Here is a 16,958-nt window from a genome sequence, read left to right as displayed (position 1 = left end):
TACGTACCTTCTTGAAGAGCGCGTGCGTTGTCGATGGCGGATCAGTGACCCGCGCCGAAATCCACCACGGACAAGGGCGCGGGGAATCCGTTGCTATGCATGGGTGTTTCATTCGGCGTCCATGGCCGCCCTTCGCCGAAGTCTTCGATGGATGCATAAGCGCCGACGACACGGAACGACGACAGCGCATACGGCAGGCCCTCGGCATCGAGCGGCGCGTTGGCATCGCTCACGTGGAAGTGCAGATGCGGGCCCGTGGATTCGCCGGTGAATCCCAGCTTGCCGATCACCTCGCCCAGGCGAACGCGCTGGCCGGCGTGCACGGTGATGCTGCCGGGCTTGAGGTGCTCGTAAAAGGCATAGCGACCGTCGCCGAGATCCAGCGCAACGTAGTTGCCGGTGGCATCCTCCAGCGGCACCTTGTGCGCGGCGCCCTCCTTGAGCGACGCAGGCTCCGCGATGCCTTCGCCCACCGAGGCTACCGTGGCGTCGGCCACCGCAAGCACGTCGGCGCCGTAACCGTGCCATTGCGCAGGCGTCTCGCCCTTGCCTTGCGCAAAGCCGCCGTGCGGACCGACCAGGATCCAGTCGATGGCAAAACGTCCGGGAATCTTCGCGCTGCCGTGGGTGGCGTAGATCACGCGGCGATGTCCGCGCTCCCAGCTCGCGTCGTAGATAGCTACCCATGGGCCGCCGCGTAGCGGTGGACCTAACGGTTTTGCCACTGCCGCGATGGGCGTTATCTCGGCGCTCTCCAGCGTGATCTCACGTGCAGCGGAGTCTTCGTAGACGATGCGATGTCTCAGGTGTCCGGTGCGTGCATCGGCCATCGGCACCGACAGATAGGCCACCGCCGTCATGCCCGGTGCGATGTGCAATCGATCCTTGCCCTTGGCACGATCGGCCCTGCCCAACGCGGCGACCAGTTCGCTTCCAGCAAGATCGAGCAGCACCTGTTGCCGGTCATCGACCACGTCGATACGCCGCAGTGTCAGCGCCTCCTGCGCTTCATTGGCGATGTGCAGTTCGTAGACCAGCGAGGCCTTGCCCGCGACGACGACCGGTTGCGGCGTCCACGGCACGCGCACATCGAAGGACTGATGCAACGTGGCACGCTGCGCGGCGACGGCCGGCGCCAGCAGCACGATGATCACGCAGAAGACGACGTCGCGCAGGAAACGCATGGCATGGCATCCATGGTGGAGTGCCGCGCGAGCTTTGATCGAAGGGACGCAGCGCGCCAATGCCGGAGGTCACTGGCGCGGAACAACACGCGCCGCCGCCACGAGGGGATGGCGGCGGCGCGTTTGCCGATGGTCAGTGCAGCTCCACCACCACCAGGCCTTGCGGGGGAATGTCGATGCTCAGGCGGCCGTTCTGCAACGCAGCCTGTTCGGGCGCGGCGAGCTTGCCTGCCTCGCGCAGTTGCGCGATCTGTTCGCGGCTGGGCCAGGCCGGGCGGCCCATCTTGTCGAAGGCAGCGACGGCGTTGCCGTGCTCCTGATCCAGGCGCCACACCGTGGCCTGCGTGGCGTTGCCCAGGTGCTTGAGGTCCACATCGAAGTGCTTGGCTTGGCCGGTGGGCACGCCCGGCGTGTAGTCGGCGGTGTTGCCCAGCGGCGGCGTGTAGTTCCACAGCGCCAGCACCACGGTGCCGTCGGCGCGGCGCGTGGCCAGCGCGCTGTCGGTCTTCAGCGGCAGCTGCACGTCGCCCAGCTTGTGCAGCATGGCGAACGCGTTGAAGGCGGGTTTTTCGATGCGGTCGGCGGCGATCAGGCCGAAGCCGCCGTAGAACGGCGTCTTCACCACGCCCTGTTCGTCGAACACGTCCGAGAATGACCAGTAGCTCATCATCTCCACCTTGCCCGCGCATGCGCGGATGGTGTTGGCCATCCATGGGCCCATGTAGACCGTGTCGGTGACGTTGGGCAGGTTGGCGTACGAGGCGTTGTACTCGCTGTAGATCAGCGGCAGCTTGGGGAAGGCCGACGCGGCGATTTCCTGGTGCGACTTGTCCACCGCGCGGCACACCATGTCGCGGCGCGGGATGTTCTCGTTGGTCTTGAACACGTTGTCGGCGGTGTCGTCGCCGTAGACGTGCGTGCTCACGAAGTCGATTGGTGCGCCGCTCTGCTTCACGTGCTTGAGAAATTCCGGCAGCCACGCGGCCTGCGCGGTGGCGGGGCCGCCGATGCGCAGCTGCTTGTCGACCGCTTTCACCGTGTGCGCGGTGCGGTCGTACAGCTGGTAGTAGGTGTCCTTCTCCGGCTTGCCGCCCCAGAAGGCGAGGTTGGGTTCGTTCCACACCTCGAAGTACCAGCTGCGCACTTCCTCGATGCCGTAGCGCTCGATCTCGTGCTGCAGGAAGGCGCGCACCAGCGCGTCCCATTCGTTCCAGTCCTTCGGCGGCATCACGTTGGGGTGATACCAGAAGTCATGATGGCTGGCCGGGTCGGTGCTCATCTCCGGCGGCATGAAGCCTAGCTCCACGAACGGCTTGACGCCGCGCGCGAGCAGGCCGTCGTACACCTGGTCTACGTAGCTGAAATTGAATTGCAGCTTGCCCTGCGCGTCGCGGTATGCCACGCCCATGTCGCGGTCGAAGATGCCGTGGAAGCGGATATAGGTGAAGCCGGTGGCGGCCTTCACGTCTTCCAGGTCCTTGCGGTAGTCGTCGCGCAGCGCGAGCACGGCGCGGCCGGAGCCGAACATGTTCTCCCAGAAGTGCGGCAGCGGCGTGCCCTTGGCCGTCGCATCCACTTGCAGCTGCACGGCGTCGTTGCCGGCGGGCGCCGCATGCACCGAACCGAGCAGGGCAAGGCATGCCGCGGCGCAGGTGCGCAGGGCAAGGCGGCGGAGCGGTGACGGGGTCGACATGGCGATTCCTTTGTGCGGCAGGGTGGAGAGACGGCGGCTTCAGTGGTGGCCGACATGTAAACGTTTACGCGACAGGGGCGAAGTCTGTACCAGAGCGGCCCATGCGATCAACAAGGAAATGTCGCGCCCTTGGCGCCCGCTGCGCTGCATCACGGCGGGCGCTCGCGTAAACGCCGCAGTTTTCAGGGTGTTTCGTGATCCTGTTGCGCTGACGTTTGCTGCATGGCACGCAAGGTCGTCGGTGACTGCGCCGCGCCTTCCTGATCCAGCGCCTCGCGCAATCGCTGCAGCGCAGGCAGCAGGGTGTCCGGCTCGCGCAGCGACTTGCGCGCGGCGCCGATAGCTTGGCGCACCCGTCCCGGCGTGCCGCCGCGCGCGATGATATCGATGGCGGATGCGCGACAGGCGAGCAAGGCGTCGATCCAGTCGGCAGGCTGCCTTGCGCTGGCGTGTCGCATCAGGCGTCGGCTGGCGCGAAACGGCGCGGCCATGTCGCGGAGTTGGTCCAGCGCATCCGCCACGCGGGCCGGTGTTCGCTCGGCAATGGCAGGGTCCATCGCTTCGCTCATCGCGGCCAGTGCATCCGCCAGCCGTCGGCGCAATACGTCGCTGGAGCGCACCGGCAACACCAGCCACGCGGAAGCCAGGCCGATCAGCGCGCCAATGACGATTTCCTCCAGGCGCTGCCACAGCAGCAGCGATGGCGCCTCCGGCTGCAGGCTCTGCAGCAGCGCCAGCGCCAGTGTTACGAACAAGGCCCACCACGCATAGCCCAGCGGGCGCAGCCACACGCCGAAGAACAGCGCGACCAGAATCCACACGCCCGTGGCGGTCGGGTCACCCGCCGCGCGGAAGCTCAGTGACATCGCCAGTACCGTGCCGGCCGCCGCGCCCAGCACGCGCAGCCCGCTCTTGTAGGCCACATCGAGCCGGCCGCGATTGCCGCTGTTGACGATGAAGGCGGTCAGCACGATCCACGCCCAGCGTTCGGCGAAACACAGATAACCCACGACGAACGACAGCGCGAGCGCCACGGCCATCTGGATGGCCATACGGGTGCTGGCGATGGGACGCATGCCCTCCTTTGACGCGGTGGCGGGCGCGGCGACGGCCGGCTCGTTGGTGACCGGCGGCAGCAGACGCAGGCGGCGCGCCAGCAGGTGGAACACGGTCACCCACCACAGGGACAGCAGCGCCACCACGATCGGCACCAGCACCGGGGGAATCGCACTGTCCGCCGCCGCGTGGACGTGCGGCACGGTGAGCAGGGCGACGAACGGCAAGGCAATCAATCGCCCCGCGCGTCGGGCCATCGGTCCGAAGCGGCGCAGCCAGATCGACAGGAACATGCCCGCGATAAAGGCCGTCGCCCCCAGCCAGGGCGCGTGCCGCAGCAGCAAGCCCACGCCTGTCGCCACGAAGCCGATCAACGGCAAGGCCAGCGCGGCTTCCAGCCGGCCGCGCAGATCGCGATCCATATGGCTGCGCGACAACGACAGGCACAACACCACGGCCAGCACCGACGGCCCCGCGCCCGGCGCGATGAAACGCGTGCAGAACAAGGTGGCCAGCGCCGCCAGCATGGTCGTCACCGCTTCGACCAGCGGCCGCGTCAGCGCCGACGCGCCCGACCTGGCCATGCGTATCCATGCGGGGCGAGGCTCGTTCATGCCGATCCGGAAGGAAGCAGAAGAGGCGCCACTATAAAGGGCAATAGCGACGGCGGAGAGGGCAACCGCAGACCGCCCGCCGACGATCGCCCGTGTCCGTGACGACGTTGGACGTCCATTCCGCTGCGATGCGGAGCGGCGATCTAGCGATAACGCAAAGCCTCCAGCACCAGCGAAAACGCTGGCGAGTGCTGCCGCCGACTCGGGTAGTAGAGGTGATAGCCAGGAAACGCGGGGCACCAGTCTTCCAGCACGCGGACGAGTCGCCCGGCCTTGATATGGGACAGCACCATGTCCTCAGGCACAAACGCCAGGCCAAAACCGTCGATGGCCGCGGCGACGATGTGCGGCACCGTGCTGAAGGCCAGCTGCCCCTGCACGCGAACGTGCATCTCCCGCCCCTGGCGTGCGAATTCCCAGGGATAGAAACCGCCATAGGTGGGCAGGCGCAGATTGATGCAGCGGTGCCGGGTCAGGTCCTGCGGTTTCTTCGGCTTCGTTTCGCCCTTGAAATACGCGGGTGAGCCGACGGTCGCCATGCGCATGGGCGGCCCGATGCGCACCGCGATCATGTCCTTCTCGATTTGCTCGCCCATGCGCACGCCAGCATCCAGTCGTTCCGCTACGATGTCTTTCAACGCGTAGCTGACGTCGAACTCCACCTGGATGTCCGGATGCTTGCGCAGAAACGGCCGAAGCGTGGGCCACAGGATGGTGGTCAGTGCATGCTCGCCCGTGGTGATCCGCACGGTGCCGGCAGGTTTGTCCCGCAGCGCGGTCAGCGCATCCAGCTCTTCTTCGATCTCATCGAGGCGGCTTCCCACCGAAAGAAGCAGGCGTTCGCCCGCGTCGGTGACCGAGACGCTGCGCGTCGTGCGGGTCAGCAGCCGCATGCCCATGCGCGTTTCCAGGCCGCGCATCGTGTGGCTCAACGCCGACTGGCTCACGCCCAGTTGCGCGGCCGCCCTGGTGAAACTGCGTGAGCGCGCCACCGCCACAAAGGCGAGCAGGTCGTTGAGGTTCGGGCGGGCCATCGTCGGGCCTCAGGACATTCGTGAGCAATTTTCATATGTTCAATCACATAGCCACGGCTTATCAATAGGCCGGGCGTGGCCCAAGCTTGTCCTCCAGACCTACGAACGAGGACGGCACTATGAAACTCATCCGCAATGGTTCCCAGCCGTCGGCCCAGGGACCGGCCGACTACTTCACGGGCAACGTGCGCGTGGATCCCCTGTTCAATGCGCCCGTGCCGGCGCGCGTGGGCTGCGCCACCGTCACCCTCGAGCCCGGTGCGCGCAGCGCGTGGCATACGCATCCGCTGGGCCAGATCCTCATCGTGACGGCGGGTTGCGGATGGACACAGTGCGAAGGCGAGCCCATCGAAGTCATCCGCGCCGGCGACGTGATCTGGTGCCCGCCGGGTCATCGCCATTGGCACGGCGCCACTCCGGACACCTCCATGACGCACATCGCGGTGCAGGAATACCTGGACGGCAAAGCCGTCGAATGGATAGAGCACGTGACCGACGAACAGTACCTGGTGGGAGCAAACCGATGAGCAGCGAAGCCACGCCGAATGCCGGCCCTTATGCCGACATTGCCCCCACGCTCAACGACTGCACGCGCCAAGTGCTGTTCGGGCAGATATGGGAACGCACCGAGCTACCCAAGCGCGAGCGCAGCCTGATCACCGTTGCCGCACTGGTATCGCTGTACCGCGTCAACGAACTGCCCTTCCACCTGAAGTACGCACTGCAGAACGGCGTCACCCGTGAGGAGCTCATCGAACTCATCACCCATCTGGCGTTTTACGCCGGCTGGCCCGCGGCAAACACGGCGATTGAAATCGCACGAAAGCTCTGTTCCTAGCGGCAAAGTCTGTACGGATTTAGCGCCCATAGTCTGTGCACCAGAGCATCCACAAGCACAGACCTTGCATTGAAAATCCGGGCCATAGTGTGATCATCCTCTTGTTATCAGCCACTTACGCTGGGCCTGCTCCGGGCGGGACTGATGAAATTGCTCGCAAAGTCTGTGCTTCAAAGGACGGCAGTTGACGCTTTGCTGCCTGCCGGCTGAGCATCTTTATTAAGGCAAGTCGCGACATGAAGCGTGGGCACTTGCTCGTTGGGATTGACCTTGAGGTACCGGTCATCGGTAATGCGAGCGGCAAGTACATTTGGGGTTCCGCAGACTGTCTGATCCCAGAAATCCATATGCACGAGAAGCACGACACTGGCATATCGAAGAAGCGGATGCTTATTGAGGTCCGGCGGGGTCGCAAAGAACCCGATCTGGAGCAAGGCCAGGCATAGCAAAATGGGGCGAATGATCGCCGCACCGCGAGCGAGGAAATAGCTATGCTCCATAGGCGGTGTCTCGTCCCGAGTCATACGTCGAAACGACAGCACCATAGCGGGAAGAATGGTGACAGCCGCGACGACCGTGGCGATCGTCGCCCAGGCCAGTGGTACGCATAAGCCGGCTAACAAAGCTACCGTAGCTGGAAACTTAGATGGATCCTCGCCGGTAAGACCAGCAACGATTTGACGAGCCATGCTGAGAGCGATGCCGGCTAAGATGGCAGCTACGGCGGCCTTCAGCCATTTGCCGGCGGACCGGCCCCAAGGCCAGCGCATAACTCTCAGCCCCATGATGCATAGATCGAACAAGGCAACTGTCAGGGCGATGCGGCTAACGGTCTCAGTGGCAATGCTTAGGCCTGCTATGGAAACCTCGAAGGCGCCGCCGACAAACATGACGAGAGTGAACAGCAATACGCTGAGCTGCCAGCCGAGGCTGGCGGCGGCTGATGGCTTAGTCACATGACGGGCCCGTCGCAACCATAGGCGTTTTCGCGCTAGAAAGGCGTGGCGTAACTCGAAGAGATCGCATCGCGCCGCCGCCATGAGCTTGCTAAAGCCCTGGACGCTACCTGTAGAGACCATGGCGAGGATGCCCAGACCCATAGCGAGCTTGCCGGCAGTAGCCGAATACTTGAGAAGCAGGACGCCTATGCACATAGTGCATAGGCCAATGACTGCCGTCCTATTAGGTGTCGTCGTTTGCATGAACGCGGATCTCGATTAGGTCGCAAGCGGAGGCAAATAACATGAGTCGTGACTTAGGCATCTGATCCGATCTTCGAAGCCGAGATTCCGATCGATGAAGTCAATATAGATGCCTCCGCTGTTTCGGCAGGTAGGCTACTTGATTAATATCGGCCAGAAGAGCTATGTACCTCCTCCGCGTAGTCGGTAAGACTTCTGAATTCACGCAAAGGCTGGCATCGTTTTGCGGGTCCCGCGCGTTCCAGTACCCCTGAGGCGGGTATCTCTGCTGCGGCGAACGACTAGATCCGAATTCGCGCGGTTCTTTGGCAATCCATCCGATCGAACCGTAAGAGTCACGAACGTCATCAGGCATTCGACAAGACCCAAAGCGGATCCTTCAACGCATCAAGAGCGCTAGGTCTTGCTTCATGTCGGTCGTTCATTTTCAACGTTATGAACAATACTCTTGGAAGAACGGAAAAGTGCCTTTCGAGCTCGCGCCAGGTAGCACGGTAATTGACAAGAGTCGACAAATCGGGGTCTCTCGGTCCAGCTTCTTTTACGATGACGCCAGGTTGGATGCGCATTACACCTACAGCGCCCCCGGAATCCAGTTCGATTTCTTCGTTACCTTCGAGGAAAGGGTCTCGGCCCCCATCATTCAAACCGATGGAACTCCCTACACGCCGCTACAGACGACGGCATGTCACGTGCACGAAGACAGTGTGCGGCAAGGTCTCAAGGAGGCTATGGGTGTTGATACGTTGAGCGAAGCAGACTTTTCTAAAGTGAAATCGTCATTGCTTGAAGGTATGACTGCGTTGATTACACGCGCTGGTTCCTATAAGGGGGCTGCGCGCGATGTCGTGATCGACATGCTGTAGTTACGCCGACACTCAGCAGCCTCGTGTTTTAACTGGCCACCGTTCGACGGTTTGTTTAATTTCAATAGATCTGATCGTCAGGCATGCACGAAAGGTCCGCTTTCGACTGCGACTACAGCCGGTCAACGCAACACACTATAGACACGCGAGCGGAAGGAGTGCTGCATGGCACGGAGTTTCGACCACGCCCGAAAAATTTTGGCGCAAAACATCCGTGCACTTAGTGGGATGAGGGACAGCTGTCGCAAGAAGAATTGGCGCTTCGTGCTGACGTTGATCGGACCTGTGTCAGCCAGATCGAGCGTGCGATCGGCAATCCGTCCCTATTGGTCCCGTGCAAGTTGAGCGCGGTGCTCGGCGTAGATGTCAAACAGCTCTTCGACAGCGATTAGAAATTGGCGCATGGTAGGACACCCAACTGACCTGCCAATCGCCACGACGCAGCCTTCGCAGGACGCGATAAGGGGCTAGTGGGAAAGCCGCTCCGGTAAGCATGATCACATGACAGCCCAGTACGAGGCGCCTGGGCTGACGTGGCTGAGCTACTTAATCATTTCACATCGAAGTAGGTGTAGAAGGGCGAGCGCGGCGGATGGATAAACTTGGCCTGCTTGACCTGGTTCTCGAAGCAGGTGGCTAGATCGGAGTCGCCCTGATGCCAGGTCTGCACGACCGCGCCGGAATCGTCGAGCTTTGCCACTACCATGAACGTTGTTTCACGAGCGTCCAGCTTCCGCTTAGGCATGCACGCCGCGAAAGCTGACAGGCTGACATCGTTCTTTGCATTAGTAAAAGCATCCGCAGCATTGCCGGAGAGCGAGGCTTGGTCGTGCTTGGCCATGCTCAAAGCCTGACCGAAATCTGCATCCGCCGCGATAGCGGTTCCGCACATCAGTGCACTCATTACCAACACACACAAACAGCGAGCCATCATTTCGTCACCTATGACGTCTTTGGTTAAAATGGGGGGCAGCGGGCTGATCCCGCCGCTCCCCGTGTTACTTGCAGAAGCGTTCCTGGAATCGATTACGGATTACACTTCTGAGGCGGGTTGGCTGTCTCCGGCTTCGCACTGCCATTGGTCCAGCTGCCATCTTTACCATACGTGTATTGCGCGCAATAGGACCCGTTGCAGATGGTCACCACGTCGCCAGGTGCAATATCTTTTGGGGCTGGCGCACCGGCAAAACCCGCATACTGGCCGGTACCGGCGTGCCATTGATTCAAATCGTTTGCCGTAGTCGAGTCGGCTACTGGGGTTCGCAATATGCAACTGCAATCCTGTTGCACCAACCAGTCCGCTGCAAAGGATGCCGCCGGCAAGGAATAGGCGATCCCAAGAAGAATAAGGTTGAAAGTCTTCATCGGTAAGTTCCTTTCCTTGTCCAAATTACATGCAATGGTGGAGGATGAATTTCGTAGCTTCGCGCTGAGCGTCATCAACCTGCATGCCGGTCAACTTACTTTCCAAATGGCTGCGATAGGTCCTGTCGATGTTCTGCGGTCCGGTGATTAGCTGTTCGCGTACTAACTGGAACTTGTAAGCAGTAGAAGCATCGGAACCGAAAACTATGCCGTCTGATCCCCCGCTGCTCGCGATCATGCTGATCGCATCGAAATTGCACTCGTCAGCCAAGTCGAGCAAATACTGCTTTGCCCTAGCTTGGTAGGCCTTAAATTGCTCGGGATGCTTCTGAGCGTTCTGCACGCCCACCACCGCATCGAAGCCGCCTACGGCATAGGCGTACTGCGCCTCCCCGTCGCCAAGCGATGCCGCCAAATCAAGCCACTTTCCGGTGCTCGCCAGGTCGTCGTTGGTGATGCCCGAGCAATGGGAGCCGTAGCTCAACGACTGGCGGTTCTTGAGCGCTTGGCACGCGGAAAGCCCCGCGTAGATCTGTGCCGCGGCATGACCATCGCCGACAGCCGCACGCTTCGCGAGCTGCTGGATCGAGTCAGACAACTCGCCCGTGGGCGCGTCGATGCCTCGGATGCCGTGAGCCTTGGTGAAGACGGCCTTGTAAGGTGGTGCCACGCCAACGGATTGCGGTTGGGGATCTTGAGCCAGCGAGACCGTCGATGCGGTCAGGGAAGCCAGAAACAGGCAGACAAGCGAATACTTCATACTCGAACTCCTTTGACTATAGTCCTTGATGTGTCGGGTGACCGAAGTCGCCCCTGTCATGTACGGCCTGCTTTATGCTTTTCGAATTCCCACGATTCGGACGGCTGGGCCAGGAGCAAGGACAGTTCGATCGCCGCGCACATGTCGGCGAAGATCCAATTCCACTCCCAGCGTTTCCACGCCCTGGCGGTGTGGATGATCAATCCGCTACGCGAGATGGCGATGAGCTCTTTGATTGGGACGTAAGCCCCTAGCTTGAGTCCGTCGTCCCTGAGCACGGCGTTGAAGAGATGCCGTGCCACGCGCCCATTGCCGTCGCTGAATGGATGAACATTGACGATCGTCACATAGGCCACCGTTGCCCGAAACAGCGCATCGGTGGCCGGGTTGGCCAGAACGTCGAGCAATAACCCAAGCTGATCGCGAATGGATGATGCGGCCGGGTATTCCACGAAGCGCCCGTGCCGATCCGCAGCAGTGTAGATGGGATGATTTCGCATGCTCGATGGGCCGTTGAGCACCCGGGTGGATAGTTCTTCCAGGTAATCGACGAACCGGTCGAGGTTGCCCAGATCCCCTTGTAAGGCTTGGCGGAGGCCAGCTAGTTCACTTCCTCTGCCGAGCTCGTCGCTCGTGGAAAAGGCAATCGCAGACCAGTCACCGTGATACTCGGCATAGGCATCGAGCAGCTCGTCATTCCTTATCGTGCGGATGCAGTTGGCCACGTCCACGCCAATGTCAGCTTCATCGACGGTCACCAGTTGTCTCCATGGCTGGATATTTACCGGTCCGATATCGCCGAGTCGGCCGGACAGATCGCTAACCCTGTCCAGCAACGATCTCTCGATCGCTGACGGCTGGGGGAGCCGATCGGTCGCCTTGACGTGGAAGTGCGCTTCGTTGCGAATGGCCATGCTCAGGCCGCCGGGATGAGTAGGTAGTCCTTGGATATCCGGACCACCGGCTCAGCCAAACTGCGTTCACCGTTTTCATCCAGAAAGCGATGTCGCCATTCCTCCCCAGCTGGGTGGTGACAATGTCTGTGGCAGGCGCTTGCTGGAAGCCGATCCAGGAGGCAGACCCGGGCTATGCCGCCAGGCTCTATACGCCCCCGTTTGATCAGGTCTTCTACCGCCTGGGTCGGCCCGGCACGATGTCCGACATGCCCTTACCTGTGGGAGCCGTGCCCAATATGAGCGTGGCGCCGCCCATTTCCTGAAGCACGGTCGCAGGGTCTTCGACATCCGCATCAATGTATCGGTGAGCACCAAGCTCACGGGCCAAAGCAGCCTTGTCTCCGCCACGCGCGATGGCGATCGTGTGGAATCCCATCTTGCGAGCGAACTGCACGGCAAGGTGACCGAGCCCGCCGAGGCCCAGGATCGCCACCAGATCGCCCGGCCTGGCTCCGCCGTTTCTCAACGCATTGAAGGTGGTCAGTCCCGCGCACAACAACGGCGCGGCATCAGTGGCCTCCAGCGCCTCGGGCACGCGGACCAATCCACGCGCGTCAGTCAGCATTACCTCGGCATATCCGCCATCAAACGTGATGCCGGATATGGCCGGATCGCTGCAATTGACGAAGTCGCCCTTCCGGCAGGATGAACAGGTACCGTCTTCGGCCGCAATAAAGCCCACGCCGACCCGTTGGCCGATGGACCAGCCGACCACTCCATCACCAATGGCATCCACCCGGCCGACGACCTCATGGCCAGGCACGCGGGGATGCGCCACCCAGTCGGAGCCTTCCACGGTGGCGCTATCGCTGTGGCAGACGCCGCAGGCTTCGATGCGCAGGCGAACTTGGCCGGCGCACGGTTCCGGTATGGGTCGTTCCTGCAGTTCGAGCACTCCACGGGATACGGCGACCATGGCTCTGTAGGTTGCTTGTGTCGTCATCGTGCCGCCTCAGGCGAATCGGTAGTCGGAAAGATCGACACCCACAATGAGCGGTTCCGGCACGGCATGGTTATCCGCTCCGCGTGGATAGATACGAAGCCGGGTCGGCATGGCGGTGCCCTGCACATCGACGTAGTCGCTCAGATAACGCGCAGCTGCGTTCCGGCCTTGAATATCCACTTCGTAGTCATGGCGCCGCAGTAGACCATCCGCGTCGAAATAGAACGTCTGGATGGTGCTGTGCGTGGCGATGGTACGGGGAAATGTCGCCCTCAATCGGCGCCAACGCAGGCCATCAACGATCCACGGCTCCATTTCCTCAGTCGCAATGTCCGGTCGCGCAAGAAGAAACGGTGATGTGAGATACGTCCACATCGTGTATCCGGCAAAATATGCGAGCTGCGGATTGCTCCAGGGCGTTTCCATTTCGAACCCATCGAAGGAGGCGCGCGGGCTGTCCAGAGCCTCTACCAACGCATCGCTCTCACTTCGAATTTCCACCCGGTCGGGCGTATAGACGGAGTGATCCGAGGATGGCAGGAACGGACCATGCGAAACCCGTTGCGTATGCAGCTGGACCGTGACTCGCGCATCCGTGAGCACGCCCTGGCGCTTTTTAAGGGACCAAAGTACGCCGGTGTGATGAAGATGAGCCGACACGCTTTGGAAAGAGCGGAATCGATCCATGCCTCCGGCAGCCTGGATGGCGGTATCAAGAAGACGGGTCATGCTTACCTCGGCAGTTGACGGGCTTGGATGGTGTTGAGAGGGGGACTTCTTGCCGATGGCGAACGCTGCATGCTCATGCCTCATCACGGCATGACGGTCGTATCCCGTCATGAGGAGAGAGCCGTCGCTTATGCGTTGTCATCGGACGTGACAAAGGCGGCGATATGCCTGGCCGCGGCGTGGGGATACTGCATATGGGGTCCATGCCCCGTACTCGGGAGAGTTACCAGATGCAGCCCAGGCAGTTGGCGGCTCAACGCATGCCAGTTCTCGACGGGAAACACGATGTCGTGGTCGCCCCCCAAGTGCATCACGGGGATCGGAGTCGATCTGAGCACGGCAAGAAACGGATCCGCAGGAAAGACCGGGTTCTGAGGCCCTTCGCTAAGCTGATTTCCCGCCCACTCATAAGGCACTTCAGGACTTCTCCCGTGCGTGCGAAGAGCAAGGCGCCCTGCTGACCTCTCCGCAGCCTCCCGACTCCCGGCATTCGTCGGTTCAAAGAACAACGCCAGAAAATCTTCGAAGTCGTTGGGCCGTTTGGCGAGTTCATAGAACAGCCGGTCGCCGGTTTTCGGCAGATCACCGGGTGGCGTAGTTGCCAACAGAACGACATGGCTGACCAGTTGCGGCGCCTTCGCTAGAACGAACTGCGCCGCGATGCCTCCAATCGACCATCCGCCCAGAATAGGCCGGTCAAGCTGCAAAGCGCCGATCAGATCGATGATGTCGGTAGCGAGCGATGCAGGGTGATACGTCGGTGTTCCGGAGGACTGCCCAAGACCGCTGTAATCGAATACGACAACCCGGAAATCCTGTTCCACCAGCGCATCAAGAAATGCCGGGTCCCACGAGTCCATGGTTCCGCGGAACCTGACGGCGAGCACCATGGGACGTCCGTTGCCCACGCTGCGGTAAGCGAGCTTGCGCCCATTGACCTCGATGAACTGAGTCTCGGATGTGCTACTCACGTATTGCTTCAGCATGAGGCAAAGCCCTCCAAGTGGCACTCTTCATAAGGCGAGTGCGAACGGTGTCTGCCAAGAGTGGTTGTCGTGGCGGGCGTGAGAATCCGGAGCTCATGGTGCATCCACGCCCCGGAACATCCAACGACATTTAGGGTCCGCTTTTCGGACAGCCAACGAACGCGTTTGATGGGTTGGCCCGGCGATTGGATCAGAAACCTTCCAGCACCAGTTTCCCGACGGCTTTATGGCTCTCAACGAGCGCGTGAGCCCGGCGGATGTTTTCGGCATTGATCGCGCCAAAGTGCTGACCGATCGTGGTCTTGATGGTGCCGTGATCGATCAGCTCCGCCACTCGTGTGAGGAGGTCATGCTGTTTCACCATATCCGGCGTCTGGTACATGGACCGGGTGAACATGAACTCCCAGTGGAGCGATATGGACTTTCGCTTGAGCAAGGATGGATCGAGATGGACGGGATCGTCGATCAACGCGAATTGACCCTGCGGCCTGAGCACGTCGACAAGCTGGCTGTAATGCGAGTCCGTGTGCGTCAGACTGATGACATGATCGACCTGCGGCACGCCAAGCGCGCGGAGCTGAGGCTCCAGGGGTTGCGAGTGGTCAACGACATGATGGGCGCCCAGGTGATGGATCCAATCCTTGGTCTCAGCACGCGAAGCCGTTCCGATAATGGTGACTCCGGTGAGTTGCCGAGCAAGCTGTACAAGGATCGACCCTACGCCGCCCGCAGCGCCAACCACCAGGAGCGTCTGTCCCTGTCCCCGCCCTTCAGGAATGGCCAGGCGGTCGAACAGCAGCTCCCACGCGGTGATGGTGGTCAGGGGAAGTGCTGCGGCCTGCGCGGAGGACAGGGTTTTGGGGGCATGACCGACGATCCGTTCATCCACGGCCGTGAATTCGGCGTAGGTACCCGGCCGGGTGATGTCGCCGGCAAACCAGACCCGGTCGCCGACTTCGAACAATGACGCGTCATCACCCTTTTGGGCGACGACGCCAGCGGCATCCCAGCCCAGAATCCGTTCACCGGGGGGCTGCGCGCTCGCCCGGACCTTGGTGTCGACCGGATTCACCGAAATGGCCTCGATCTTCACGATGAGATCGCGCGATCGAGGAGTCGGCCGGGGAGCGTCAGCCTCGTAGAGTGACGCGGCATCGTCGATGGGTAGGCCAGCCTGCGCGTAAACAATGGCTTTCATAGAGTCGCTTCCTGAATGGTAGAGGGCTTGAACGAGTTGCTATCGGTTACCGGCAATGATCGTCACCAAGGCGCGAGTGGAAAGGGCTTCGCCCCACCGCTCCTTGAGGTAATCCGCGACAGAACACATAAATAGGTCGCTGGGAGAACCACCGTTTCTGGCGGATACGCACTTATGCGAGGCAAGCGTCTCATGAGCGCAAATCACGGCCAGAACGCTGGCGTGCTGGCGAATCTTTTCAATCAAGGGAACAAGTTCGGTCAGCTGACCAAGATCGGCCTCCCAAACGTCCACGTTTCGTAGCGTGCGTGTAGTCAGATCGTCGGCCTGTTCATTGAGTCGACGCCTGTCGCGATCAATGAGAAGCAAGTCGTAACCTTCATGAGCGAAATACCTGGCGCATGCCATGCCAAGTACCGATGACGCCCCTGTAATGACAACTGTTCCAAACGCTGCCTCCATGTCGTCCCCGCCAACGCCCGGTGAGAAGTCATCCGACTGACTCATGCTGCAATGGGGCATCGACATCGCCAACGACGTTTATGGCCACTTTTTCGGACACAGAGCGAGGTAAAGATCATGCATCGCGTAGGCTTTCTTCTTACCCATGGCTTCCAGGTCATGGCGATCGGAACTCAGTCGGTATTCGAAATAGCCAACACGGTGGCCAGGGAGGAGGTGTACAGCGTCGTGAACTATTCTCTGTCAGGAGGCGACGTTCGCTCTTCTTTGGGCTTATCGGTGTCAACACGGCCTATAGAGACGGACACGAAGGCCGAGACGTGGATGATCGGCGGAACGATCGATCCCCTAAAAACCGCTGCGAACAGCGAGGAACTGGCGTTCGTACGGCACGCAGCGAGAACCTCGCGCCGTATTGCCGGCCTTTGCACCGGCGCGTTTGTTCTGGCGGATGCGGGGCTTCTTGACGGCAGGCGTGCCACTACGCACTGGGCCTATGTCGACGTACTCAAGAAACGTCGACCTCGTGTGCAAGTCGAGCCCGACCGCATATTCATCGCCGATGATGGCACATGGACATCAGCGGGGCTGACCGCAGCAATGGACCTCGCACTAGCCATGGTCGAAAGAGATCTAGGCTCGGCATTGGCCACGAGAGTTGCCCAGGCCCTGGTCATGCACCAGCGCCGATCGGGAGGTCAATCCCAACACTCCGAAATGCTCAAGCTGTCGCCAAAGTCGGATCGGGTGCAGCTGGCACTCGAGTACGCCAGGAACAACTTGTCCAAACCCCTTTCCGTCGATGACCTAGCGCGGGTGGCGAATCTGAGCACCCGTCAATTCGGCAGGGTCTTTCAGGCAGAAACAGGCCAGTCACCCGCTAAGGCCGTGGAGAAACTTCGATTGGAAGAGGCGCGAAACATGGTTGAACGCGGGAGACATCCGCTGGAAATCATTGCCAGAGAAACGGGGTTCCGGTGACCTGCCCCCGGGCTTAGGGCCAAAACCTATTTCGTAGAGTCCAAGGTTGCGAGCTTATCGCTCGGTGATGGGTTGGCAAGGGTTCCTTGAT

At 61.1% G+C, this 16,958-nt stretch carries 19 protein-coding genes; 5 read left to right on the top strand and 14 right to left on the bottom strand.

Annotation, left to right across the window (positions count from 1 at the left end; all coding sequences use genetic code 11):
- Positions 1-41 precede the first annotated feature (41 nt).
- The 4 genes from BDW41_RS13970 to BDW41_RS13955 all read right to left on the bottom strand — a co-directional run bounded on the left by BDW41_RS13970 (position 42) and on the right by BDW41_RS13955 (position 5,581).
- Entirely contained in the window at positions 42-1,184 is a 1,143-nt protein-coding gene (locus BDW41_RS13970; RefSeq protein WP_074549406.1) for a M23 family metallopeptidase, read from the bottom strand.
- 133 nt (positions 1,185-1,317) lie between these two features.
- Entirely contained in the window at positions 1,318-2,877 is a 1,560-nt protein-coding gene (locus BDW41_RS13965) for a glycosyl hydrolase family 39 (protein ID WP_074549404.1), read from the bottom strand.
- Between the two features lie 182 nt (positions 2,878-3,059).
- Positions 3,060-4,547 carry an FUSC family protein gene (locus BDW41_RS13960; RefSeq protein ID WP_083337685.1) on the bottom strand — a complete coding sequence of 496 codons (1,488 nt, stop codon included), beginning with the start codon at positions 4,545-4,547 and terminating at the stop codon, positions 3,060-3,062.
- A 143-nt stretch (positions 4,548-4,690) separates the two neighbouring features.
- On the bottom strand, positions 4,691-5,581 hold the full coding sequence (locus BDW41_RS13955) for a LysR family transcriptional regulator (protein ID WP_074549400.1): 891 nt from the start codon (positions 5,579-5,581) through the stop codon (positions 4,691-4,693).
- Positions 5,582-5,700: 119 nt separating this feature from the next.
- Here BDW41_RS13955 and BDW41_RS13950 point away from each other — a divergent pair, with 119 nt between their 5' ends.
- On the top strand, positions 5,701-6,108 hold the full coding sequence (locus BDW41_RS13950; RefSeq protein ID WP_074549398.1) for a cupin domain-containing protein: 408 nt from the start codon (positions 5,701-5,703) through the stop codon (positions 6,106-6,108).
- Positions 6,105-6,419 (top strand): carboxymuconolactone decarboxylase family protein, encoded by a 315-nt coding sequence (locus BDW41_RS13945; protein WP_074549396.1) that lies wholly within the window; start codon positions 6,105-6,107, stop codon positions 6,417-6,419. Before BDW41_RS13950 ends, BDW41_RS13945 begins: the two co-directional genes overlap by 4 nt.
- A gap of 170 nt (positions 6,420-6,589) precedes the next feature.
- Here BDW41_RS13945 and BDW41_RS13940 read toward each other — a convergent pair whose 3' ends face one another.
- Positions 6,590-7,519 carry a hypothetical protein gene (locus BDW41_RS13940; protein ID WP_146217358.1) on the bottom strand — a complete coding sequence of 310 codons (930 nt, stop codon included), beginning with the start codon at positions 7,517-7,519 and terminating at the stop codon, positions 6,590-6,592.
- A gap of 512 nt (positions 7,520-8,031) precedes the next feature.
- Between BDW41_RS13940 and BDW41_RS13935 the strand changes: the two genes are divergently transcribed.
- Both BDW41_RS13935 and BDW41_RS23935 read left to right on the top strand, forming a co-directional pair.
- On the top strand, positions 8,032-8,487 hold the full coding sequence (locus tag BDW41_RS13935) for a hypothetical protein (RefSeq protein ID WP_146217357.1): 456 nt from the start codon (positions 8,032-8,034) through the stop codon (positions 8,485-8,487).
- A 239-nt stretch (positions 8,488-8,726) separates the two neighbouring features.
- Positions 8,727-8,879, top strand: a complete 153-nt coding sequence (locus BDW41_RS23935; RefSeq protein ID WP_343125765.1) for a helix-turn-helix domain-containing protein — start codon at positions 8,727-8,729, stop codon at positions 8,877-8,879.
- Positions 8,880-9,037: 158 nt separating this feature from the next.
- Here the strand turns inward: BDW41_RS23935 and BDW41_RS13925 are convergent, their stop codons facing one another.
- The 9 genes from BDW41_RS13925 to BDW41_RS13890 form a co-directional block, all read right to left on the bottom strand.
- Positions 9,038-9,328 (bottom strand): hypothetical protein, encoded by a 291-nt coding sequence (locus tag BDW41_RS13925; protein ID WP_146217356.1) that lies wholly within the window; start codon positions 9,326-9,328, stop codon positions 9,038-9,040.
- Positions 9,329-9,513: 185 nt separating this feature from the next.
- Positions 9,514-9,852 carry a hypothetical protein gene (locus BDW41_RS23045; RefSeq protein ID WP_146217355.1) on the bottom strand — a complete coding sequence of 113 codons (339 nt, stop codon included), beginning with the start codon at positions 9,850-9,852 and terminating at the stop codon, positions 9,514-9,516.
- 25 nt (positions 9,853-9,877) lie between these two features.
- Complete coding sequence (locus BDW41_RS13920; protein ID WP_074549388.1) at positions 9,878-10,612, bottom strand: hypothetical protein; 735 nt, start codon at positions 10,610-10,612, stop codon at positions 9,878-9,880.
- A gap of 56 nt (positions 10,613-10,668) precedes the next feature.
- Complete coding sequence (locus BDW41_RS13915; protein ID WP_074549386.1) at positions 10,669-11,526, bottom strand: Fic family protein; 858 nt, start codon at positions 11,524-11,526, stop codon at positions 10,669-10,671.
- A 214-nt stretch (positions 11,527-11,740) separates the two neighbouring features.
- Positions 11,741-12,511: an alcohol dehydrogenase catalytic domain-containing protein gene (locus BDW41_RS13910; RefSeq protein ID WP_083337684.1), complete on the bottom strand. Its 771-nt coding sequence runs from the start codon at positions 12,509-12,511 to the stop codon at positions 11,741-11,743.
- Between the two features lie 9 nt (positions 12,512-12,520).
- Positions 12,521-13,240 carry a hypothetical protein gene (locus BDW41_RS13905; RefSeq protein WP_074549707.1) on the bottom strand — a complete coding sequence of 240 codons (720 nt, stop codon included), beginning with the start codon at positions 13,238-13,240 and terminating at the stop codon, positions 12,521-12,523.
- A 128-nt stretch (positions 13,241-13,368) separates the two neighbouring features.
- Positions 13,369-14,226 (bottom strand): alpha/beta hydrolase, encoded by an 858-nt coding sequence (locus BDW41_RS13900; protein WP_074549384.1) that lies wholly within the window; start codon positions 14,224-14,226, stop codon positions 13,369-13,371.
- Positions 14,227-14,416: 190 nt separating this feature from the next.
- Entirely contained in the window at positions 14,417-15,424 is a 1,008-nt protein-coding gene (locus tag BDW41_RS13895; RefSeq protein ID WP_074549382.1) for a zinc-binding alcohol dehydrogenase family protein, read from the bottom strand.
- A gap of 39 nt (positions 15,425-15,463) precedes the next feature.
- Positions 15,464-15,931: an SDR family NAD(P)-dependent oxidoreductase gene (locus tag BDW41_RS13890; protein WP_074549380.1), complete on the bottom strand. Its 468-nt coding sequence runs from the start codon at positions 15,929-15,931 to the stop codon at positions 15,464-15,466.
- A 72-nt stretch (positions 15,932-16,003) separates the two neighbouring features.
- On the opposite strand from BDW41_RS13890, the gene BDW41_RS13885 reads away from it, so the two are divergent.
- Positions 16,004-16,867 carry a DJ-1/PfpI family protein gene (locus BDW41_RS13885; RefSeq protein ID WP_074549378.1) on the top strand — a complete coding sequence of 288 codons (864 nt, stop codon included), beginning with the start codon at positions 16,004-16,006 and terminating at the stop codon, positions 16,865-16,867.
- Positions 16,868-16,958: the final 91 nt, after the last annotated feature.

Origin of the sequence: Dyella sp. AtDHG13 (genome assembly GCF_003201105.1) — a bacterium.
GTDB classification, from domain to species: domain Bacteria; phylum Pseudomonadota; class Gammaproteobacteria; order Xanthomonadales; family Rhodanobacteraceae; genus Dyella; species Dyella jiangningensis_B.
This window is presented reverse-complemented; position numbering and strand designations above follow the sequence as displayed.